Annotated in this window: 20 protein-coding genes and 1 tRNA gene; 13 read left to right on the forward strand and 8 right to left on the reverse strand. The window is 68.9% G+C overall.

Annotation, left to right across the window (positions count from 1 at the left end):
- Nucleotides 1–6: 6 nt before the first annotated feature.
- Nucleotides 7–2,052 carry an NAD(+) synthase gene (locus tag ACP7AB_RS13935; protein ID WP_425992410.1) on the reverse strand — a complete coding sequence of 682 codons (2,046 nt, stop codon included), beginning with the start codon at nucleotides 2,050–2,052 and terminating at the stop codon, nucleotides 7–9.
- Nucleotides 2,053–2,234: 182 nt separating this feature from the next.
- Between ACP7AB_RS13935 and ftsY the strand changes: the two genes are divergently transcribed.
- The 3 genes from ftsY (at nucleotide 2,235) to ACP7AB_RS13950 (ending at nucleotide 4,602) form a co-directional block, all read left to right on the forward strand.
- A complete protein-coding gene (gene ftsY, locus ACP7AB_RS13940) occupies nucleotides 2,235–3,188 on the forward strand; it encodes a signal recognition particle-docking protein FtsY (RefSeq protein ID WP_425992408.1) in 954 nt (317 codons plus the stop codon).
- A gap of 3 nt (nucleotides 3,189–3,191) precedes the next feature.
- Nucleotides 3,192–3,875, forward strand: a complete 684-nt coding sequence (locus ACP7AB_RS13945) for an inner membrane-spanning protein YciB (RefSeq protein WP_425992406.1) — start codon at nucleotides 3,192–3,194, stop codon at nucleotides 3,873–3,875.
- Between the two features lie 118 nt (nucleotides 3,876–3,993).
- The gene (locus ACP7AB_RS13950; RefSeq protein ID WP_425992404.1) at nucleotides 3,994–4,602 is read left to right on the forward strand and encodes a MarR family winged helix-turn-helix transcriptional regulator; all 609 of its coding nucleotides are present in this window, start codon (nucleotides 3,994–3,996) and stop codon (nucleotides 4,600–4,602) included.
- 49 nt (nucleotides 4,603–4,651) lie between these two features.
- Here ACP7AB_RS13950 and ACP7AB_RS13955 read toward each other — a convergent pair whose 3' ends face one another.
- The 4 genes from ACP7AB_RS13955 to ACP7AB_RS13970 form a co-directional block, all read right to left on the reverse strand.
- The gene (locus tag ACP7AB_RS13955) at nucleotides 4,652–6,472 is read right to left on the reverse strand and encodes a heparinase II/III family protein (protein WP_425992402.1); all 1,821 of its coding nucleotides are present in this window, start codon (nucleotides 6,470–6,472) and stop codon (nucleotides 4,652–4,654) included.
- On the reverse strand, nucleotides 6,473–7,135 hold the full coding sequence (rpe, locus tag ACP7AB_RS13960) for a ribulose-phosphate 3-epimerase (RefSeq protein WP_425992400.1): 663 nt from the start codon (nucleotides 7,133–7,135) through the stop codon (nucleotides 6,473–6,475). It abuts the gene before it with no gap.
- A 174-nt stretch (nucleotides 7,136–7,309) separates the two neighbouring features.
- On the reverse strand, nucleotides 7,310–8,074 hold the full coding sequence (gene nth / locus ACP7AB_RS13965; protein ID WP_425992460.1) for an endonuclease III: 765 nt from the start codon (nucleotides 8,072–8,074) through the stop codon (nucleotides 7,310–7,312).
- Entirely contained in the window at nucleotides 8,071–9,390 is a 1,320-nt protein-coding gene (locus ACP7AB_RS13970) for a flavin monoamine oxidase family protein (RefSeq protein ID WP_425992398.1), read from the reverse strand. The genes nth and ACP7AB_RS13970 overlap by 4 nt, the downstream gene beginning before the upstream one ends.
- Nucleotides 9,391–9,489: 99 nt before the next feature.
- On the opposite strand from ACP7AB_RS13970, the gene ACP7AB_RS13975 reads away from it, so the two are divergent.
- From ACP7AB_RS13975 to ACP7AB_RS14000, 6 genes are all read left to right on the forward strand, one after another.
- Complete coding sequence (locus ACP7AB_RS13975; protein ID WP_425992397.1) at nucleotides 9,490–10,602, forward strand: HlyD family secretion protein; 1,113 nt, start codon at nucleotides 9,490–9,492, stop codon at nucleotides 10,600–10,602.
- A complete protein-coding gene (locus tag ACP7AB_RS13980; RefSeq protein WP_425992395.1) occupies nucleotides 10,599–12,188 on the forward strand; it encodes a DHA2 family efflux MFS transporter permease subunit in 1,590 nt (529 codons plus the stop codon). The genes ACP7AB_RS13975 and ACP7AB_RS13980 overlap by 4 nt, the downstream gene beginning before the upstream one ends.
- Complete coding sequence (locus ACP7AB_RS13985) at nucleotides 12,188–12,781, forward strand: TetR/AcrR family transcriptional regulator (RefSeq protein ID WP_425992393.1); 594 nt, start codon at nucleotides 12,188–12,190, stop codon at nucleotides 12,779–12,781. Before ACP7AB_RS13980 ends, ACP7AB_RS13985 begins: the two co-directional genes overlap by 1 nt.
- 101 nt (nucleotides 12,782–12,882) lie before the next feature.
- A complete protein-coding gene (locus ACP7AB_RS13990; protein WP_425992391.1) occupies nucleotides 12,883–13,638 on the forward strand; it encodes a creatininase family protein in 756 nt (251 codons plus the stop codon).
- A 23-nt stretch (nucleotides 13,639–13,661) separates the two neighbouring features.
- Nucleotides 13,662–14,165, forward strand: a complete 504-nt coding sequence (locus ACP7AB_RS13995; protein ID WP_425992389.1) for a phasin family protein — start codon at nucleotides 13,662–13,664, stop codon at nucleotides 14,163–14,165.
- Nucleotides 14,166–14,289: 124 nt separating this feature from the next.
- On the forward strand, nucleotides 14,290–14,442 hold the full coding sequence (locus ACP7AB_RS14000) for a hypothetical protein (protein WP_425992387.1): 153 nt from the start codon (nucleotides 14,290–14,292) through the stop codon (nucleotides 14,440–14,442).
- Between the two features lie 4 nt (nucleotides 14,443–14,446).
- Here the strand turns inward: ACP7AB_RS14000 and ACP7AB_RS14005 are convergent, their stop codons facing one another.
- The 3 genes from ACP7AB_RS14005 to tsaD all read right to left on the reverse strand — a co-directional run bounded on the left by ACP7AB_RS14005 (nucleotide 14,447) and on the right by tsaD (nucleotide 17,029).
- Nucleotides 14,447–14,833 carry a Rieske (2Fe-2S) protein gene (locus ACP7AB_RS14005; protein WP_425992385.1) on the reverse strand — a complete coding sequence of 129 codons (387 nt, stop codon included), beginning with the start codon at nucleotides 14,831–14,833 and terminating at the stop codon, nucleotides 14,447–14,449.
- Nucleotides 14,830–15,828: an NAD(P)H-dependent glycerol-3-phosphate dehydrogenase gene (locus ACP7AB_RS14010; protein WP_425992383.1), complete on the reverse strand. Its 999-nt coding sequence runs from the start codon at nucleotides 15,826–15,828 to the stop codon at nucleotides 14,830–14,832. Before ACP7AB_RS14010 ends, ACP7AB_RS14005 begins: the two co-directional genes overlap by 4 nt.
- Before the next feature lie 67 nt (nucleotides 15,829–15,895).
- Nucleotides 15,896–17,029 carry a tRNA (adenosine(37)-N6)-threonylcarbamoyltransferase complex transferase subunit TsaD gene (gene tsaD, locus ACP7AB_RS14015; protein WP_425992381.1) on the reverse strand — a complete coding sequence of 378 codons (1,134 nt, stop codon included), beginning with the start codon at nucleotides 17,027–17,029 and terminating at the stop codon, nucleotides 15,896–15,898.
- Between the two features lie 45 nt (nucleotides 17,030–17,074).
- Between tsaD and hemC the strand changes: the two genes are divergently transcribed.
- The 4 genes from hemC to ACP7AB_RS14035 all read left to right on the forward strand — a co-directional run bounded on the left by hemC (nucleotide 17,075) and on the right by ACP7AB_RS14035 (nucleotide 19,800).
- Nucleotides 17,075–18,016: a hydroxymethylbilane synthase gene (hemC, locus tag ACP7AB_RS14020; RefSeq protein WP_425992379.1), complete on the forward strand. Its 942-nt coding sequence runs from the start codon at nucleotides 17,075–17,077 to the stop codon at nucleotides 18,014–18,016.
- On the forward strand, nucleotides 18,013–18,696 hold the full coding sequence (locus ACP7AB_RS14025; RefSeq protein ID WP_425992377.1) for a uroporphyrinogen-III synthase: 684 nt from the start codon (nucleotides 18,013–18,015) through the stop codon (nucleotides 18,694–18,696). The genes hemC and ACP7AB_RS14025 overlap by 4 nt, the downstream gene beginning before the upstream one ends.
- Before the next feature lie 40 nt (nucleotides 18,697–18,736).
- Nucleotides 18,737–18,812 (forward strand) — tRNA-Thr (locus ACP7AB_RS14030).
- 478 nt (nucleotides 18,813–19,290) lie between these two features.
- A complete protein-coding gene (locus tag ACP7AB_RS14035; protein ID WP_425992375.1) occupies nucleotides 19,291–19,800 on the forward strand; it encodes a hypothetical protein in 510 nt (169 codons plus the stop codon).
- The last annotated feature ends 111 nt before the right edge of the window (nucleotides 19,801–19,911 follow it).

The following is a 19,911-nucleotide window of genomic DNA, read 5'->3' on the forward strand; positions in this document are numbered from 1 at the left end:
GGTCCTCTAGGCGTCCGGGACGTTCGCGTCCAACTCATCCAGCCAGACCCGCGCATTCCCGTCCGACGGCGCCCGCCAGTCGCCGCGCGGCGACAGCGACCCGCCCGTCACCACCTTGGGCCCGTTTGGCAGGGCCGATCGCTTGAACTGGCTGGTCTGGAAGAAGCGCACAAGGAATTTCCGCAGCCAGACCTTGATCGTCGCCAGATCGTATTCGACCCGATCCGCCTGCGGATGATGCGCCGGCCACTCGCCGCGCGAGACGTCGCCCCAGGCCTGATGGCACAGGTAGGCGACTTTCGACGGGCTCATGCCGAAGCGGGTGATGTGGAACAGGAAGAAGTCGTTCAGCGCATAGGGACCGACCGTCCCCTCCGTCGACTGGAGCTTCCCGTCCGTCCCCGCCGGCACCAGCTCTGGCGAAATCTCCGTGTCCAGAATGGCGTTCAGCACGGCTGCCGCCGCGGCAATGTCGTCCCGCCCCGCGACCCAGCGGATCAGGTGCCGGATCAGGGTCTTCGCCACCCCGCCGTTGACGTTGTAGTGGCTCATATGGTCGCCGACGCCATAGGTCGCCCAGCCCAGGGCCAGTTCCGACAGGTCGCCGGTGCCCAGGACGAAGGCCCGATTCTGGTTCGCCAGCCGGAACAGGTAGTCGGTCCGCAAGCCTGCCTGCACGTTCTCGAAGGTGATATCATGCACCGGCTGGCCGTCCGCATACGGATGCTTGATATCGGCCAGCATCCGCTCTGCCGCCGGGCGGATGTCGATCTCCTCGCCCGTGACCCCCAGGGCCGTCATCAGCGCCCAGGCGTTGGACCTGGTCCCGTCCGAGGTCGCGAACCCGGGCATGGTGAAGCCCAGGATGTTGGTCCTCGGCAGCTTCAGCCGGTCGAACGCGCCACAGGCGACCAGCAGGGCCTGGGTCGAATCGAGCCCGCCCGACACGCCGATGCACAGCCGCTCGGCGCCGGTCGCCGTCATCCGCCGCATCAGCCCCTGCACCTGGATGTTGAAGGCCTCGTAGCAGTCCTGGTCGAGCCGCCGGGGATCGTCCGGCACGAAAGGGAAGCGGTCGAGGGGGCGTATCAGCCTGCCCGTCTCCCGCTCCTCCGCCGCCTCGAACGGAATCACCGTCGCCGCCTCGCCCTCGATCCGCGCACAGTCGGCGAAGGTCCCGTTCCGCAGCCGGTCCATGCCGATCCGGTCGACGTCGACATCCGCCACGGTCAGGTGAGCCGTCATCACGAACCGCTGCCCTTCGGCCAATTTCGCGCCCAGTTCGTGGATCGTCGCCTGTCCGTCCCAGGCCAGGTCGGTGGTGCTTTCGCCCCATCCCGAGGCCGCGAACGCATAGGCCGACAGCGTCCGGGTCGACTGGCTGGCGCACAACAGGGCCCGCTCGTCGGCCTTGCCGATGACGATGTTGGAGGCCGACAGGTTCAGCAGGATCCGTGCGCCCGCCAGCGCCGCCCGCGTCGACGGCGGCAAGGGCGCCCAGAAGTCCTCGCAGATCTCGACCGCGAACACGAAGCCCGGCCGGTTGGTCGCCTCGAAGATCAGGCCCGGCGCGAAATCCACGCTCTCGCCGCCCAGGATGACCGCATCCTCGCTCCGCGACGCCGCCGGCGCGAACCAGCGCTTCTCGTAATATTCGCGGTAGTTCGGCAGATAGGTCTTGGGCACGACCCCCAGCACCGCCCCGCCGCCCAGCACCACCGCGCAGTTGAACAGGGCGTCCCCGTTGCGGATCGGCGCCCCGACCACGGCGACCAGCCCGGCCTCATCGGCGGCTTCTGCGATGACGTCGACCTGCCGCTCCACCTCATCCAGCAGCGCCGCCTGCATGTGCAGGTCGTCGATGGCGTATCCGCTCAGCGACAGTTCGGGGAAGACGATCAGGTCCACGCCCTGCTCGCCCGCCTGCCGGATCAGGGCCAGGTGCTCCTCCGCATTCGCTTTAGGGTCGGCGATGTGGACCACCGGCGTCGCCGCCGCGACACGGACGAAGCCGTGCGTGCGGGGCGAATGGAAGGGGTGAGTCTTGGCCATCATCTATTCCGTGCATCCCCGCGAAGGCGGGGACCCAGTGCTTTTGTAAGGTACGGCGCCTGGGATTGCCATTTTACCTCGCCGTCGAATCCATCACCCAAAGGTCTGGGTCCCCGCCTTCGCGGGGATGCACGGATTTATGTGGGCGTGACGTGGCGTGAAGGGTCGGCTAATCGGGCGACATGACCGACACGCCCAAGAAGGGGTGGTTCCAGCGCCTCAGCCAGGGACTGGCCCGCTCCAGCCAGCAGATGACCGAACAGGTCGTCTCCGCCTTCGTGAAGGAGCCCCTGTCGGAGGCCGCTCTCGAAGGCCTCGAGGAACATCTGCTGGAAAGCGACCTCGGCCCCGCCGCCACCGACCGGATCGTCGCCCGGTTCCGCGACCTGCGCTTCGGCGGAGCCTCTTCCGAGCGCGAGGTCAAGGAGGCCCTGGCCGAGGCCGTCGCCGCCGAACTCCTGCCGCGTCAGGCGACCTTCGATCCGCTCGGCCTCGACGGCGTGGCCGGCGGGATCAAGCCGTTCGTCGTCCTGTTCGTCGGCGTGAACGGATCAGGCAAGACCACCACCCTCGGCAAGATCGCCGCCGACCTTACGAGCAAGGGCGCAAAGGTGATGATCGTCGCCGGTGACACCTTCCGCGCCGCCGCCCGCGAACAGCTGAAGGTCTGGGCCGAGCGCGCAGGGGCCCATTTCGAGAGCCGCCGCGACGGCGCCGACCCCGCCGGTCTCGCCTTCGACGCCTATACCCGGGCCCGGGCAGAGGACTACGACGTCGTCCTGATCGACACCGCCGGCCGGCTGCAGAACAAGTCCGCCCTGATGGACGAACTGCTCAAGATCGTGCGCGTTCTGAAGAAGATCGATCCGGACGCCCCGCACGAGACCCTGCTGGTGCTGGACGCCACCGTGGGCAGGAACGCCCTGGCCCAGGAACAGATCTTCGGCCGCACCGCCTTCGTCTCCGGCCTCGTCATGACGAAGCTGGACGGCACGGCGCGCGGCGGCGTTCTGGTCCCCGTCGCCCAGGCCTCCGACGCCCCCATCAAGCTGATCGGCGTGGGCGAGGGGATCGACGACCTGCAACCCTTCGACGCCCGCGCCTTCTCCCGCTCGCTCGTCGGCCTCGAGGACTAGACCATGACTGACCTGCCCGAGCCCAAGCGGGGTCCGCCGACCTGGATCCGTCAGGTCGTCGATTTCGGCGCCCTCGCCGCCTTCGCCGCGACCTTCATCTTCTTCCGCGTGCGCGGCCTGCCGGGCGACGAGGCCCTTGTCCACGCCACCTGGGGCCTGGTGGCCGGTTCGGGCGTCGCCGTGGCCGTCGGCCTGCTGGTCGAGAAACGTCTGGCCCTCATGCCGCTTCTGGTCGGCGGGTTCGCCCTGGTCTTCGGCGTCCTCACCCTGGTCTTCAACGACGACCTGTTCGTGAAGCTGAAGGTGACGGTGCTCAACGCCTCGCTGGCCGTCGCGCTGCTGGGCGGCCTCTACCTCGGCAAACAACCGCTGAAGACCCTCCTCGGCTCGGTCATCCCGGTCAACGACGCGGCCTGGCGCACCCTGACGTTCCGCTACGGCCTGTATTTCGCGGCCGTCGCCATCGTCAACGAAGGGGTCCGGTCCGAGGCCCTGGTCGCCTGGGCCGCGGCCCGCCTCGGTCACATGACCATCGACCCGGCCGACGTCTGGGTCAGTTTCCGCGGCGTCCTGTGGATCGCCTCATCCGTCTTCGGTCTCAGCCAGGTGCCGCTGATCATGAAGAACCTGGTCTCGGACGACCCCGTCGATACGTCCGCGCCCGCACGGCCCGACACGGCGCCCTGAACTTTTTTCGCCGGGGTGCACGGTGAGAGGTCGGGCATGCCGGCCCGTTGACGCATCACTGTCGTTAAATCGTAAAGGCTCGCTGATAACCCTCCGCATACGGCAGAGGGATACGGCCATGGTGAAATCCGGCAAACAGGCGCGGCGGTCCGGAACGCTCGCCGATTCCCCGAGTCATCTGATGCATCGAGCGCTCCAGCTCGCGCTCGATATCTATTCCGAAGAAGCCGGCGATGGCGGCCCGACCCAGCGTCAATTCGCCGTCATGGAGGCCGTCTCCGTCAAGGAAGGCCTGACCCAGACCGACCTGGTCCGCGCCACCGGCATAGACCGCTCGACCCTGGCCGACCTCGTCGCCCGCATGACCACCAGGGGGCTGCTGTCGCGAGAGCGCTCGGCGATCGACGCCCGCGCCAAGGCCGTACGCCTGTCGGAAGAAGGTCAGGCCCTGCTGAATCAGGCCCGGCCTCGCGTCGAGGCCGCAGACAAGCGGATCATGGGCCTCTTGCCCAAGGCCAAGCGCGACGGTTTCCTCGACATGCTGGCCGAGATCGCCGCCGCCGCCGACGCCGCGCCCGATGCAGAGAAGGCCGAGGCCAAGGCCCTGAAGAAGGCCACCAAGGAGGCCCGCAAGGCCGAGAAGGCGGCGGAGAAGGCGGCCAAACCTAAGAAAGCCCCCAAGACGCCGAAACTGAAGAAGCCCAAGGCCGCCGCACCGGTCGCCTGACGGGCGGACCTGGAGCAGGATTCACGCGTCAGTCTCAAACGACCAGGCTCTAGCTCGGGTCGCCTGCCGCGCCCGCCGGGCTCAGTTTCCAGCGGATCTTGGTCTCAGCATCCGTGCGCGCCGAGCCCCGAACCACGACCTGCAACGAGCGTCGCGTCAGCCCCTCCTCCACGTGCACGGACGGTTCGATGGCGACATCCGGTCCGTCTGTGCGGAACCACCAGCCCCGCCCGGAATGTCCGCGCAGCAGGATCGACCGGCGATCGCGCGCCAGCGACGCCTGCACCCCCGGCTCCAGATGGAAGCGCACGGCATAGGGGGCGGCGATGATCCGGACCACGTCGCGATTTCCGGCCGCGGGGTGCAGCCGCTCCTCGGCCCGCAATTCGTCCAGCCTCTGGTCCAGATACAGCCGGCGCTGGTGCATCAGGCCGAACGGCTGGGCCCAGGCGTCGTGCTCGACCTCCAGCCACACCGCCCCGTCGCCGTCCCGGCGTTCCGACGTCGTGTGATGGGGCCGCCCATACAGGCGCGGTCCCAGCAGCTCGCCCTTCCAGCCGCCCAGCGGTTCGGCGAACGACTGTTCGCCCAGGGTCAGCGTCGAATGACCGGGCGTCAGCCTCAGGCCCGGGCGGTCGGCCGCACGAGGGGTCCAGCCGCACCCGGTGACGATCCGGTCCTTGCCGCAGACGATCTCCAGCGCCAGCGGCTGAGCGCAGGCCGCCTCGGACCAGGCGCCTTTGCCCGGCGAACCGGCGTCGGTGACGATGGTCAGCAGCGGCGAGCGAATCCGTGTCAACCCGCCGACCGAGCCCACAGCGGACGCGGTCGCCTCGGCATGTTCGTCATGGGCTCGCGCGGCCGCGACCCGGGCCGGGATCGACGGCCCGCCGCCCTGGAAGCCCGCCAGCCGGCCGTCCGGCAGCACCTGCAGCCGCATCGCCGTGGTCAGGCGGATGATCGCACCGCCCATGGCCTCCGGCGCCGCTTCCGACAGCTGCGACAGGGCGTCGTCCAGGGTCAGAAGATCGAGCAACAGCTCCATTCCGGCCTCGGGCGAACGTGAGGCGTGGCCGCCGTCTCCCGCAACCGTGACCCTCAGCGCCCCGGGCAGGCGTCCCAGCGCCGCCTTCCTCAACCGCGATCCCGCCTGCCCCGCCAGCACGCATCCGGCCACGGCCGCCGCGACCAGCCGTTCGGCCTTGCCCGCCAGTCCGCCCGGCGGCCGCAGCAACTGCCGCGCCTGACGCCCCAGGGTATCGGCCAGCCTCAGCCTGTCGGCCTCGGACGCCACGGCGCCCATCTTCCGGGCGGCGCAGGCCAGGTTGTAGACCCGGCGCGCCAGGATCCGCGGCTCCCAGGCGAAGGGCGACCAGCGCGAAAAGGTGTCGGCCCAGGCCAGGGTCAGCCGCAGCGCCTCGCGCGCGCCGCGTTCGCCCTGCAGCATCAGCCCGGGCATCCAGGCGAAGGCGTGCAGGTCGATGGCGAAGGCCTTCGACGGGCTCGGCCGGTTCCACGGATCGGCGGGCGCCTCGGCCTCAAGATTCGATCCGGCCAGGGGGAAACGCCCGCCCATCACGGCCTTGCCCAGGTTGATGTCGGCGGGTCGGAAATCGCGCGCCGTGGCGGCGAAGGCCGTGGCCTTGCCCGCCGACAGAGTCATCGTATAGCCGGGCAGGCCATACAGCTCGATCCACATCTGGCGGGTCAGCACCCGTCCGGCGACGGCGGGCCACAGGGCCGGGCCGGTGGTCACCCCGCTGGACCGTACCGGCGTCCTGACCGGCGCCCCGCGCAGGCCCGGAATGGCGCCCTCGCCGACGTTCGGCGTGGACGGACTACGGTCGGCGAAGGGCCCGATCAGGTTCACCTAGGCTGCCTTGAGGGCGGCGATATTGGCCGCATAGGCGTCCGGCCCGCCCTTGAACACGGCAGTCCCGGCCACGAGGGCATCCGCCCCGGCGGCGATGCAGGCCCCCGCGTTGGCGGCCGTCACCCCTCCGTCGATCTGCAGGTGGGCTTTCGAGCCCGCCGCATCGAGCATGGCCCGGGTCCGTTTGATCTTCTTCAGCGTCGACGGAATGAAGGACTGTCCGCCGAAGCCCGGATTGACCGACATCAGCAGCACCAGATCGACCAGATCGATCACATCCTCCAGCACCGACAACGGCGTGCCGGGGTTCAGCACCACGCCGGCCCTGGCGCCCAGCTGCCGGATCCGCCCCAGGGTCCGGTGCAGGTGGGGCCCGCTCTCGGGATGGACGGTCAGGATGTCGGCGCCCGCCTCGCGGTAGGCCTCCAGCCACGGATCGACCGGGGCGACCATCAGGTGCACGTCGAACGGCAGGGCGGTGTGGGGCCTCAACGCCTTCACCACATCCGGGCCGAGGGTGATGTTGGGCACGAAATGGCCGTCCATCACGTCGACATGGATCCAGTCGGCGCCGGCGGCCTCCAGCGCTCTGACTTCCTCGCCCAATTTGGCGAAGTCCGAGGCCAGGATGGACGGGCAGATCAGGGGCGTCTTGGGCATGATCCGGGGATAAGGCGGGATGACGTCACGGGCAAGGCGCGCGGGCCAAAAGGCCCTTCCCACGACCCCGACATTCTCCTGGAGGTCGCCATTGTGGTTGGTGCCTCACGACGTCTGCTATGGCGCGCCAGCAGATAGACCACGGCGACCAACCTCTCGTCGGCATCAGATGGCTCAGGTAACGGTCAACAGAACCTGGAGCCCCGCCATCAGCCCGCGCGAGGGACACAGGTCGCTGACTACACACGCCTCGCACCTGGGCTTTCGCGCCGTACAGGTGTAGCGGCCGTGCAGGATCAGCCAGTGGTGGGCCTTGGACAGGAAGGCCTCGGGGACGATGCGGTGGAGCTGGTCCTCGACCTTGTCCGGCGTCGCGGCATTGGCGAGGCCCAGCCGGTGCGAGACGCGGAAGACATGGGTGTCGACGGCGATGGCCGGTTCGATCCCGAGTTCGTTCAGCACGACGCTGGCGGTCTTTCGCCCGACCCCCGGCAGGGCCTGGAGGTCGGTGCGGTTCAGCGGCACCTCGCCGCCATGCTGCTCCAGCACGATGCGGCTCAGGGCGATGACGTTCTTCGCCTTGTTCCGGTACAGGCCGATGGAGGCGATGAAGGAGACCAGCCCCGCCTCGCCCAGTTCCAGCATCTTCCCCGGGGAGTCGGCGAAGGCGAACAGTTTATCGGTGGCCTTGTTGACCGCGACGTCGGTCGCCTGGGCCGACAGGGCGACCGCGACGACCAGGGTGAAGGGGTCGGTGAAGTTCAGCTCGGTCTTCGGCTCCGGCATGACGCGAGCCAGGCGGGTGAAGATGTCCTCGACGCGGTCCCCGTCGGGTGGAAAGGCGAAGATCGGGATCGGCGCGCCGGTCATGACGCTGCCGGGCTTGCGGGCGAGACCGGTCGGCTTGCCGGTGACCTTTGTCCGCTTCGCCAATCTCAGCGCGCCTCGGGATCGGACAGGCGCGGGTCCAGCCCCAAGGCCGTGATCGCCTCGATGGCCGCGCGCTCACCCTCCATCCAGGCGCCGTGGGCCGTGCCGTAGAAGCCGTGCGACGTCGCCTCGCCGGCGATGAAGATACGGTCCTCGATCGGCCGCGCCAGACGCGCCCGCGCGCCGGTCTCGCGGTCGCCCAGCCCCGGCAGGACGTGGGAATAGGCGCCCATCGACCAGGGCTCGGCGCCCCACATCGAGGTCGACAGAGGGCGGATGCGTTTGCGGAAACTTGAGCCCAGCAGGTTCGAGAGTTCGCTCTCGGCGAAATCGAAGAAGGCGCCCTCGCCTTCGGCCTCCAGTCCCCAGGCGAGATCGCCGCCGAAATAGCCCTCGATGAGCGGCCGCCCGAACGGACGCAGATGATAGCCGCCGGTCTGGGCCGTGTCGGTGCGGCCCCACAGTTGGCTGTCCTCGGGGAACTCCTCCGCTCCATCGACCGCCAGATGCAGTTTGGACGCCAGGCCCAGGGGCGCGCCGGCCGCCGCCTCGATCAGGTCCGGCAGGGGCGGATCGAACCGCACGGCCTCTGACGCCAGCACCGAGGTCGGCAGGGTCAGGATCACGGACCTGGCCTCAATCACCCCGCGCGCCGTCTCGATCGTCAGCCGGGCTCCCGACCGGTCGATCCGCTCGACCGGGCAGTTCAGCACCACCGGCACGTCTTCGCCCAGCGCAACGATCAAGGACCCGTAGCCCTCGACCACCCGATAATTGACGCCGGTGTCCTCATAGGCGTCGTAATCCAGGGTCGAGACCTCGGCGAATTTCGCCCCGTTCAGGGCTCCGGATATGGCGTCCATTCGCTCGTTCCAGCGCTCGCCCGGAACGAACAGAGTCGAGGCCGCGCGGTCGTCGCCCGCCTTGGCCGCCTTGGCCACGCGCTCGTCGAAGGCGTTGAAGGCCTCGGCGAACTCGGCCTGCTCGGCCGGCGTCAGGCCCAGGTTGAAGGCCTGCTGACGCCACGGCGGCGGGGTCTCGTCGATGGTGAACCCGACCTCGCGCCCGATCTTTTCCAGCACATTGACGTCGGCCGAGTGCAGCCAGCCGCAGCCGAGGTCGACCGGCATCCCCTCGTGGGTCGCCGTAAACGCCCGCCCGCCGATCCGGTCGCGGGCCTCCAGGACCACGACAGCGACACCCGACCTCGCAAGACGACGCGCGGCCGAAAGTCCGGCGGACCCGGCGCCGATCACGGCGACATCGATGGAGGAGGGGAGGGAAATCGGCAGGCTCAAAGGGGCATGGGGAACAGGGCGAAACATGACGTGTTCCCGTCGCGTCGCAAGGGGATTGATTTATGGACGATTGGGTCCATTTTACAGCCGTCCTCCCTGACGCTCCATCCTTAGAGACTCGACCGTATGGCCCTCGCTCCCGCATTGAAGAAACGCCTCCCGCTCATCGTCGGAGGCGTCGTCGCCATCGGCCTGATCATCGGCGGCGCCGTCTGGTGGCAGAACAAGCAGCGGTGGGAAACCACCGACAACGCCTTCGTCCAGGCCGACGTCACCCTGGTCAGTCCCCAGATTGAGGGCTATGTCGCCGAGGTGCTGGTGACCGACAACCAGCGGGTCCAGGCGGGACAGGTCCTGGTCCGTCTCGATGACGCCGACGCCAGGGCCGAGCTCGCGGCGGCCGAGGCGAATCTCGCGGCCCTGCTGGCCGCCGTGGACAATGTCGACGCCCGCGCGGCCCAGGAGCAGGCGATGATCGCCTCGCGCGCCGCCGGGGTCGCCCAGGCCCGCGCCCAGGCCGATCTCGCCCAGGCCCAGGTCAATCGCTACACCGCCCTTCAACGTCAGGGCTGGGTCTCCGAGCAACGTATCGAAACCGAAACGGCCGGAGCCCAGACCGCCGCCGCCTCCGTCGCCCAGGCCCAGGCGGCCCTGGTCGCCGAACAGCGTACCGCCGGCGTCCTCGGCTCGACCCGCCAGCAGAGCCTGGCCGCCGTCGATCAGGCCCGCTCGGCCGTCGAGCAGGCCCGCATCAACCTGGACCGCACCGTGATCCGCGCCCCCGCCGCCGGCGTCGTCGGTGCGCGCGGCGTCCGGGCCGGTCAGTATGTCCGCCCCGGGGGCCAGTTGCTGTCGCTCGTGCCCCTGGGCGACACCTATATCGTCGCCAACTTCAAGGAGACCCAACTGGGTCGCCTGCGTCTGGGCCAGACCGTGCACATCGAGGCCGACGCCTTCCCCGGTGTGGACCTGACCGGCCGGATCGACAGTTTCGCCCCCGCGACAGGCTCAGAGTTCGCCCTGATCCCGATCGAGAACGCCACCGGCAACTTCACCAAGATCACCCAGCGGGTGCCCGTGCGCATCCTGGTCAATCGTGCCGAAGGCGGCGCGGCCCTGCGGCCCGGGCTTTCGGTCGAGGTCAGGGTCGACCTGAAGAGCGAAGGCGGCGCCTCCTTCGCCGAAGCCGCTACGGGCCAGACGCGCCTCGCCGACGCCGGAACCACGAGCGCGCAATGACCGCGGCCGTCATCGACGGCGCGGCTCCGACGGCCGCCGAGCCGAAGATCAACTGGACCTTCCTGATCCTCGGCTTCGCCGGGATGGTCATCGGCCAGTTCATGGCCATCCTGGACATCCAGATCGTCGCCGCCTCCCTGCCCCAGATCCAGTCGGGCGTCGGCGCCTCGGCCGACGAGATCAGCTGGATCCAGACCGCCTATCTTATCCCCGAGGTCGTGATGATCCCCCTGTCGGGATATCTGTCGCGGCTATGGGGCACCCAGAAGGTCTTCCTGTTCAGCTGCGGCGGCTTCGTCCTGATGAGCATCGCCGTGGGCCTGTCCTCCTCGGTCGAGGTGATGATCTTCTTCCGCGCCATCCAGGGCTTCGTCGGCGGGGCCATGATCCCGACCGTCTTCGCCGTGGCCTTCACCGCCTTCCCACCGTCCAAACGCGTCACCGCCTCGGTCTTCATCGGCCTGATCGTCACTCTGGCCCCGACCGTCGGTCCGACGCTGGGCGGTCACCTGACCGAGATGCTGAGCTGGCGCTGGCTGTTCTTCATCAATGTGCCGTTCGGCCTGCTGTCCTTCTTCCTGGTCTGGCGCTACGCCAATTTCGACAAGGGCGACCCCTCGCTGTCCAAGGGTTTCGACTGGCTGGGGCTAGGCTTGATGGCCACCTTCCTGATGAGCATGCAGTTCGTGCTGGAGGAAGGGTCGAAGAACGACTGGTTCGCCGATGACCAGATCCTGCTGCTGTCGGTGATCGCCGGCCTGTGCGGCCCCGCCTTCATCTGGCGCTCGCTGGTCTACTGGAATCCGGTCGTCGAACTGCGAGCCTTCAACAATCGCAACTTCCTGGTGGGGGTGATCATGACCTTCACGGTCGGCGCAGCCCTGTTCGGCGGCACCTTCCTGTTGCCGCTGTTCCTGGCGCGGGTGCGCGACTATTCGCCGGCCGAGGTGGGCACGACGATGGTCGTCTCGGGCCTCGCCATGTTCCTGACGGGTCCGTTCGCAGGGCGGCTGGTGCGGATTCTCGACCTGCGGATCCTGATGTTCGGCGGCTTCATGCTGTGCGCCTGGGGCATGTGGGAGGCCCACGCGGTGACCACCGAATGGGGTTTCTGGGAGTTCGCGGGAGTCCAGGCCCTGCGTGGCGTCGGCGTCATGCTGGCCATGATCGCGGCCCAGCAGGTCACGATGTCGACCTTGCCGCCGCACATGGTCAAGAACGCCTCCGGCCTGGTGAACCTGTTCCGCAATGTCGGCGGCGCCTTCGGGCTCGCCTTCCTGAACACTTCCCTGACCACCAACACCGCCCTGCACATGAGCGAACTGACCCAGGCCATTCCGCAGACCTCGATCCAGATGCAGGACATGCTGACCGGCATGGCCACAATGATGTCAGGCTCCATCGATCCCGAAGGCGCGGCGATGAAGGCGGTCTATGGGATGCTGCAGCGACAGGCGACCACGCTCGCATTCGGCGACGCCTTCGCCATGCTCGCCCTGGGCTGCGCGGCCTGCGCCTTCCTGACACTACTGGCCCGGCCGGTGAAACAGGGCACTGGAACGCCGCCACCCATGGACGCGCACTGATGCCCCGGGTCATGGGCCAGATCGACGAAAGGAAGTCGGAGGCCATCCTGGAGGCCGCCATGGCCCTGTTCGCCGAGAAGGGCGGCGCGGCCTCAATGGCGCAGATCGCGCGCCGGGCCGGGGTGTCGAAACAGACTCTCTACAACCGCTACGCCTCCAAGGTGGAGATCGGCCGGGCCATGGCCGAGCGCCGCTCCGAGGCGATCACCGCCCCACTCCGGTCCGGTGGGGAGCCGGTCGAGGTTCTGACTGCCCTGGGCCAGGCCATGCTCGACAAACTGTGTACGGCCGAAGGGCGTTCGGCAATGCGAGGGGTCGCCCTGATCTCGCCCCAGGCGCCGGACCTGGCCCAGGCCGTCTATCACGCCGGGCCGGGCGAGAGCCTGCGTCGGCTGTCGACGTGGCTGGCCGAACAGGACGCCAAAGGCGCCCTCCGGGTCCCCGATCCGACGGCGGCGGCGGAGATGTTCACCGGCATGACCATGGGCCACGGCTATCTGCGCGGCATCCTCGGCGTCGACGAGCCCGACATCGACCAGAGCCGCCGCGCCCGCGAGACCGCCGAGCGCTTCGTCCGGGCTTTCGCGCCCTGACCGACCGGGCGTAAGGACGGGGCAGTTCCCGCTTCCGCTTGCCGCGCTCAAGTCGCGACCGACCGTGTCGCAAGCGTAGCGCCAAAACAGAGAGTGCCGCCATGCTGATCGCCTGTTCCTCCTGGCCCGAGATCGACGCGCGCCTGAAGAGCGGCGCACGCACCGTCATCGTGCCCATCGGCTCGAACGAACAGCATGGCCCGACCGGCCTTCTGGGCACCGACTGGATGTGTCCCGAGATCATCGCCCACGCGGCGGAGAAGGCCGACGACGGCCTGGTGATCGCCCCGACCTTCAACATCGGCATGGCCCAGCACCATCTGGCCTTCCCGGGCACGATCAGCCTGCGCCCCTCGACCTTCATGGCCGCGATCACCGACTGGGTCTCATCGCTGAGCCGCCACGGGTTCGAGCGGATCTATTTCCTCAACGGCCACGGCGGCAATCTCGCCACCATTGAGGCGACCTTCTCCGAACTCTACGCCGAATGGTCGTTCCTGGAGGAACCCTGCCCCTATGTCCTGAAGCTGAAGAACTGGTGGGACCTGCCGGGCGTCCACAGCCTGTGCAACCAGATCTTCCCGACCGGCCACGGCATGCACGCCACACCGTCCGAGATCGCGGTGACCCAGGCGGCGTATCCCGACCGGATCAAGACGGCGGAATACTCGCCAAAGATCGCGCCGAACGGCCCGATCCGCGACGCCCTGGACTACCGCGCGCGCTTCCCCGACGGCCGCATCGGTTCCGATCCAGGCCAGGCCAGCCCGGAGAAAGGCCAGCGCATCATCGACGCCGCCGTGCCCGCCCTGATCCGCGACGTGGCCGCCTTCGCCGATGAAGTCTTGCCCGGCTGAAGAAACCGGCCCAAGCCCGTCGCATGACCATGCTCGACAAGACGATCCGCGACGGCAAGCGCGCGGTAAAGAACGCCCATTCGGCCGCGAGCACCGCCGCCGACGGCGGGGAGATGATGCGGGCAGCGTCCGACGTCATCGCCGCCCGGCTGAACATCATGGCCGAAGGCCTGGCCAATCCGATGAAGGCCGACATGGCCGAAATGCATCTGATGAGCTCGGAAAAGGTCGAGGCCATGAGCGCCTCGGCCGCCGCCATCGCCGGCAATCTGGGCGACCTCGCTGCCCGCGTATCGAAGTCCGCCATGGACGAGGTCGGTCACGCCCAACGCGCCGCCTCCGCGATCGCCGGGGCCGGTTCGCCCCAGGCCGCCGCGACCGCCCACTACAACTATGCGGTCGCCTGGTGGAGCCGGGCTGCGGGCCAGATGCTGACCCTGAACACCGAACTTCTGAAGGCCCAGGCCGATGCGCTGAAGCCGATCCATTCGGTGGCCGTGGCCAATGCGAAACGGCTGAAGCGCTAGAACGTTCGACGGGTGGGTTGCGGCGCCCTTGGAGAGCGGACCTCCAGGTCCGCTCTCCTTTGAGCTCTAGGAACGACGACGTCGGCCGCACGTTGGTCGGGGGTCTGAAACAGGAGCCATCACCATGGCCGACCCCAAGACCCAGGAAAACGAAAAACACCCCGGCATGCTGGGCGACGGCACCGAGGAACAGAACCTCAACCAGCCCGGCGATCCGTCCAAACGGATCAAGGAAGACGAGGTCGATCAAGCCTTCGGCGGCGACGAAAAGGGCTGAACTCTCAGTCGGGGGCGGCGGTCCGTATGATCCCGCCCTCGGCCTTGACCGGCCACGGCGTCAGCCTGCCGCCCGCGCATGGACCGCCGACGCAGGCGCCCGACAGAGGCTCGAACACCGCCCCGTGCCAGCCGCACAGGATCAGCGACCCGTCCGGGGTCAGATAGCGGTCCATCTCGATGGCGATCGGAAACCCCTGATGCGGGCAGCGATCGACCCAGCCCGCGATCTCGCCCTCCTTCCTCACCACGAAACCGTGGAAGAAGGCCTCGCCGATCTGCAGCACGAAGCCGCGCGAGCCGGGCTCCCTGATGTCCTCGAGCGCACACAGGGCCACGTTCGGCGGTGTGGTCCAGACCCGTTTGCGCTCGGCTGGAGCCGTGTCGGTCATTCCCGCTCGGCCTTGAGCGGTCGTGAAAGCAGTCCCTCGATCATTGCATCGACCGTGGTCTCACCGGCCAGCAGAGCCGCCGTCGCCTCGCAGATCGGCATTTCCACGCCCATCTTGTGCGCCAGTTCGCGCACGGCTGGCGCGCTCTCGTAGCCCTCGGCCACCGATCGCTTGCCGGCCAGCGCCTGCACGAGGGTCTGGCCCTCGCCGAGCGCCAGACCCAGGCTCATGTTGCGCGACTGCGGACTGGAGCAGGTCAGGACAAGGTCGCCGAGCCCGCACAGGCCCGCCACCGTCTCCGGCTCTCCGCCCAGGGCCACGCCCAGCCTCGTCATCTCCGCGAAGCCGCGCGTGATCAGGGCCGCGTGCGCCGACTTGCCGAGCCGACGCCCTTCCGACAAGCCGCAGGCGATGGCGAGGACATTCTTGATCGCCCCGCCGACCTCGGCCCCGATCAGGTCGGTCGCCAGATAGGGCCGGAAGGCGGGCCCCGACAGGGTCTCCATCAGCGCCTCACCCAGCACGACGTCCGCGCAGGCCAGGGTCACCGCAGTCGGCAGCCCCTTCGACACATCGGCCGCAAAACTCGGTCCCGACAGGACGGCGGCGGGCGCACCGGGGATCGTCTCCGCCAGCACCTCGGTCATCAGTTTCAGCGACCCGCGCTCGATCCCCTTGGAGCACAGAATGATGGGCGCGCGGTCGCGGTGGTGGGGCGCATAGGCGTCCAGCGTCGAGCGCATGAATTGGGCGGGCGGCACCGCCAGCACCAGGTCGCAGGCGCCCAGGGCTGCCAGTTCCGAGGTGACCGAGATCCGGTCGTCCAGCACCACGCCCGGCAGGAAGGCCTCGTTGACCCGGCGGTTGGTGATGCTCTCGACCACCTCGGGCTCGCGCGCCTGCAGGATGACGTCCAGACCGCCGCGGGCGCAGACCAGGGCCAGGGCCGTGCCCCAGGCCCCTGCGCCGAGAACCCCTGCGGTGCGAAACTGCATACATTCTCCTTGGCCTAACGCCTCGCTCGCGGCGCTCGGCGACTTGAGGCCGTTCTGGCGTACCAGCCTAAGCCTTCGCGCCCTTGCGCCCGGTCGGATGCACAGGATCGGCCAGGGCGCGCGCTTCGTCCAGCGGCCATCGCGGCCGGGCCGGCGCGTCAATGTCCGAGACCAGACCGAGTTGCAGCCGTTCCGCACCGGCCAGGGCGATCATGGCGGCATTGTCGGTGCAATAGGCCATGGGCGGGGCGAGGAAGCCGAAACCCCGTTTCGCCGCTGTCGCCTCCAGCACCCGTCGCACCGTCCGGTTGGCCGCCACCCCGCCCGCGACGACGAACAGCCGGTGATCGTGTTTGTCGGCATAGTCGGCCATCGCCCGATCGGACCGTTCCGACAGCTGGCGCGCAATGGCGTTCTGGACGGCATCGGACAGATCGGCCCGGTCCTGATCCGTCGCGCAGGTCTGGGCCAGTCTCGATGCGGCCGTCTTCAGACCCGAGAAGGAGAAATCACAGTCCTTGCGACCCAGCAGCGCTCTGGGCAGGTCGAAGCGCGCGCCGTCGCCGCCCTCCGCCATCTTCTCGAGCGCCGGGCCGCCCGGGTAACCCAGCCCCATGGCCTTGGCGATCTTGTCGAAGGCCTCGCCGGCCGCGTCGTCGATGGTGGTGCCCAGCCGGCTCATGTCGCCGATGCCACGCACCTCCAGAAGCTGGCAATGACCGCCTGAGACCAGCAGCAGCAGGAAGGGATAGGCCACCCTGGCCCCCAGCCTCGCCGACACCGCATGCCCCTCCAGGTGATTGACCGCCACCAGCGGCAGGCCGCGCGCCAGCGCCACGGCCTTGCCGAACCCCAGCCCCACCATGACCCCGCCGACCAGACCCGGCCCCGCCGTCGCCGCCACCCCGTCCAGCTCGCCATAACCCAGACCCGCATCGGCCATAGCGCGACGCACGACGCCGTCGATCATCTCCACATGGCTGCGGGCCGCGATCTCGGGCACCACGCCGCCGAAGGCCGCATGATCGTCGATCTGGGAGTGGACCACCGAGGAGAGCACTGTCGCGGTCCCGTCCGGCGTCAGTCGCACGACCGAGGCCGCCGTCTCGTCGCAGCTGGTCTCGATACCCAGCACCGTCAGGTCGCCGCCCTTCGCCGGATTGGTTGTCGCCCCGGTCTCGCTGCTATAGTCCGCGCCCATACTCATCGGGTCGAGGTAGCGACCCCGCCGGACCCGCGCAACTCAATGGCCCCCCTGATCCGCATCGGCACCCGTCGCTCCGCCCTGGCCCTGGCCCAGTCCGGCATGGTGCAGCGCGCCATCGCTGCCGCCATGGACCTGCCGCTGACCGAGGTCGTGCTGGTCGAGATCGTCACCACCGGCGATCGCATCCAGGACCGGCGCCTGATGGAGGTCGGGGGCAAGGCCCTGTTCACCAAGGAGATCGAGGAGGCCCTGCTCGACGGCCGCGTCGACATCGCCGTCCATTCGATGAAGGATGTCCCCGCCGAACAGCCGCCCGGCCTGGCCCTGGCCGCCATTCCCGAACGCGAAGACGCCCGCGACGCCTTCATCAGCCGCGACTTCGACGGTTTCGACGCCCTGCCCCATGGAGCCCGTCTCGGCACCGCCTCCCTTCGGCGTCAGGCCCAGGCCCTGGCCCTGCGCCCCGACCTCCGGATCGAGATGCTGCGCGGAAACATCGACACCCGCCTGCGTCGCGCCGCCGAGGGCGAGTTCGACGCCATCCTTCTGGCCGCCGCCGGGCTGAACCGGCTGGGCCGGTCGGACGCCGTACGCGGATATCTGTCCGTCGACGCCTTCCTGCCCGCTCCCGGCCAGGGCGCCCTCGCCCTGCAAACCCGCGAGCACGACACGGACCACGCCTGGGTCTCCGACCTGAACCACCGGCCCACCGCTCTCTGCATTGCCGCCGAGCGCGGAGCCATGGTGGCGCTGGAGGGCTCCTGCCGCACGGCCGTCGGGGCCCACGCGGTCATCGCTGACGGCCATCTGACCCTGACCACCGAGATGCTGGCCCCCGACGGCACAGCCCGCTGGCGCCGGGCGGGCGGGATGGCTGTGACAGAGGGCGACCTGACCGTCGCGGCCCAGGCCATGGGCGAACACCTGGGGCATCAGGTCCATAGGGCCGCCGGCGATCAGAGCCTGCCGGTCGAAGCTTGAGCGCGATCGCCCGCGTCTGGGTCACCCGCGCGCGCCCTGGCGCCGATCGCACCGCCAGGCGACTGTCCGCGGCGGGATTTGAGCCACTGGTCGCGCCGCTTCTCCAGATCCACACCTTGCCCGCGGCGCTTGACCTGAGCAGCGTTCAGGCCCTGGCCTTCACCAGCGTCAACGGCGTCGCCGCCTTCGCCGCCCTGTCTGAAACGCGGACACTGCCGGTCCTGGCCGTCGGCGAGGCCACCGCCCGCGCGGCGAGAGAGGCCGGTTTCGCGATCATCAGCTCCGCCGACGGCGACCTCGCCGACCTCGCGGCCATGATCTGCGCCGAGGCGCGAGGCCTGACGATCGTGCACGCCTGCGCTGCCGAGCCCGCCGGAGACCTGCGCGCCGCCGTCGGCGATGCCGCCGCAATCCGAACCCTGCCTGTCTATGAGGCGCGCGAAACCGGCGTGGCCGCGCCCGGGGCCTGGGACGCCGTCCTGATCCATTCCTCCCGCGCCGGCCGCGCCCTGGCTGGGAGCCTGTCGCCGAAGGCGGCCGAGGGGCGTGTCGCCGTCGCCATCTCGCCCGCCGCCGCCGCTCCGCTGGAGCGCCTGCCTTTCGCCGAGGTCCGCGTCGCCGCCGCGCCCACCGAAGACGCCCTGCTCGCAGCGCTTGGCAAGCCGGGGGTCAGCGTATAAAGAGCCGCTTCCGTCGCCGAGGCTCAGCCTCAGCCGACAGGCCGCTTTAGCTCAGCTGGTAGAGCATCGCATTCGTAATGCGGGGGTCAGGTGTTCGAGTCACCTAAGCGGCACCACCTCTTCCCGTAGGACATGGACCCGGCCTGAGGCGGAAGTGCCTTCCGGCTGGGCGCGGTGGTGGGTCCCACGTGGGAAGGCCTTCCGGAAGGACTGGCTCGAACTGCGACTCCTCCAAGGTCCGAAAGTTGGCCGGGGGCCAATGACGCTTGTCGACCCTAAACAGACCTGCACGATGTCCGGTTACGGCGCATCGGCCGAAAGTCCGCTATCGGGCATCGGGCTTATGACCGACCTCGACTCATCCTCGCCCCACGCCTCGATCGCGATGTCGTGGCGATCGAGCGCGGCCTCGCTGTCGAGGTCAGCCGAGGCCAGCTAGGTTCTGGATCGGCCTAGTGATTCTGGCCTTCGCGGTCACGGTCGCCCTGACCGTGTGGCCCTGGCTGCAAATGCTGGAATAGCAACGCTCAACAGAAACCTCGACAACCCGGCCTTTTGGGCGCTCCCTTTTCCGGGAGCTTTTGGGAGGACGACATGAAAAGATCTATTTCAAAGCGAGCGTGGGCGAGTGTGGCGGGCTCGGCCGCGCTGATCGCGATTGTCGGCAGCGCGAACGCGGGTCAACAGTCGGCGCGCTCCGGTCCGCGCGAAGGCCAGGCGGCTCCGGCTCAACCTCAGGCCAGCGTGTTGGGTACCGGGCAGGTTAGCGCGATCACCGGGGGGGCAGTCGCCGGCAGAGCCATGCCCTCCAATCAGACGGCCTGCAGCAGCGGCCACGCGCCCGCGTGCCGGACCATCGAAGCAGGCCTTTCAACCGGAGGTGCCTGGTCGTTTGTGGATGGCGGAATCAGCGCGATGGACGACTGGGAAAATCCCGTGGCCCGGCGCGGCAACCCCGGTCCGCGCGCTGAACTCCCTCACCGTGTACTGGTCGCCTGCGACGGCGGCGACATCAGCGCGTGTCGGGCGTTTGCCGCTTCCGTTCGACCGGCGACGGCGTCTGAGCGCGAAGAACATCGCGCCTATACCGGCGGCCGATACTAGACGACTCGCACACCTCCGCTGCCCCTGGATCCCATGGCCAACGAGGCCAGGCAGATCAGCCGCTGACCAGCGGTAAGGCAAAGGTCAGGCTGCGTTCAGGCCCGCCGCCTT

Source organism: Brevundimonas sp. TWP3-1-2b1, from assembly GCF_049896165.1.
Taxonomy (GTDB): Bacteria; Pseudomonadota; Alphaproteobacteria; order Caulobacterales; family Caulobacteraceae; genus Brevundimonas; species Brevundimonas subvibrioides_B.

Coding starts and splice junctions, on each gene's coding strand:
- ACP7AB_RS13950 (WP_425992404.1), top strand. CDS start 3,994: ATGGTGAAATCCGGCAAACAGGCGCGGCGGTCCGGAACGCTCGCCGAT.
- ACP7AB_RS14010 (WP_425992383.1), bottom strand. CDS start 15,828: ATGCAGTTTCGCACCGCAGGGGTTCTCGGCGCAGGGGCCTGGGGCACG.
- ACP7AB_RS14000 (WP_425992387.1), top strand. CDS start 14,290: ATGGCCGACCCCAAGACCCAGGAAAACGAAAAACACCCCGGCATGCTG.
- rpe (WP_425992400.1), bottom strand. CDS start 7,135: ATGCCCAAGACGCCCCTGATCTGCCCGTCCATCCTGGCCTCGGACTTC.
- ACP7AB_RS13980 (WP_425992395.1), top strand. CDS start 10,599: ATGACCGCGGCCGTCATCGACGGCGCGGCTCCGACGGCCGCCGAGCCG.
- ACP7AB_RS13935 (WP_425992410.1), bottom strand. CDS start 2,052: ATGGCCAAGACTCACCCCTTCCATTCGCCCCGCACGCACGGCTTCGTC.
- ACP7AB_RS13995 (WP_425992389.1), top strand. CDS start 13,662: ATGACCATGCTCGACAAGACGATCCGCGACGGCAAGCGCGCGGTAAAG.
- ACP7AB_RS14035 (WP_425992375.1), top strand. CDS start 19,291: ATGAAAAGATCTATTTCAAAGCGAGCGTGGGCGAGTGTGGCGGGCTCG.
- ACP7AB_RS13975 (WP_425992397.1), top strand. CDS start 9,490: ATGGCCCTCGCTCCCGCATTGAAGAAACGCCTCCCGCTCATCGTCGGA.
- tsaD (WP_425992381.1), bottom strand. CDS start 17,029: ATGGGCGCGGACTATAGCAGCGAGACCGGGGCGACAACCAATCCGGCG.
- ACP7AB_RS13985 (WP_425992393.1), top strand. CDS start 12,188: ATGCCCCGGGTCATGGGCCAGATCGACGAAAGGAAGTCGGAGGCCATC.
- ftsY (WP_425992408.1), top strand. CDS start 2,235: ATGACCGACACGCCCAAGAAGGGGTGGTTCCAGCGCCTCAGCCAGGGA.
- ACP7AB_RS14005 (WP_425992385.1), bottom strand. CDS start 14,833: ATGACCGACACGGCTCCAGCCGAGCGCAAACGGGTCTGGACCACACCG.
- ACP7AB_RS13945 (WP_425992406.1), top strand. CDS start 3,192: ATGACTGACCTGCCCGAGCCCAAGCGGGGTCCGCCGACCTGGATCCGT.
- ACP7AB_RS13990 (WP_425992391.1), top strand. CDS start 12,883: ATGCTGATCGCCTGTTCCTCCTGGCCCGAGATCGACGCGCGCCTGAAG.
- ACP7AB_RS13970 (WP_425992398.1), bottom strand. CDS start 9,390: ATGTTTCGCCCTGTTCCCCATGCCCCTTTGAGCCTGCCGATTTCCCTC.
- hemC (WP_425992379.1), top strand. CDS start 17,075: ATGGCCCCCCTGATCCGCATCGGCACCCGTCGCTCCGCCCTGGCCCTG.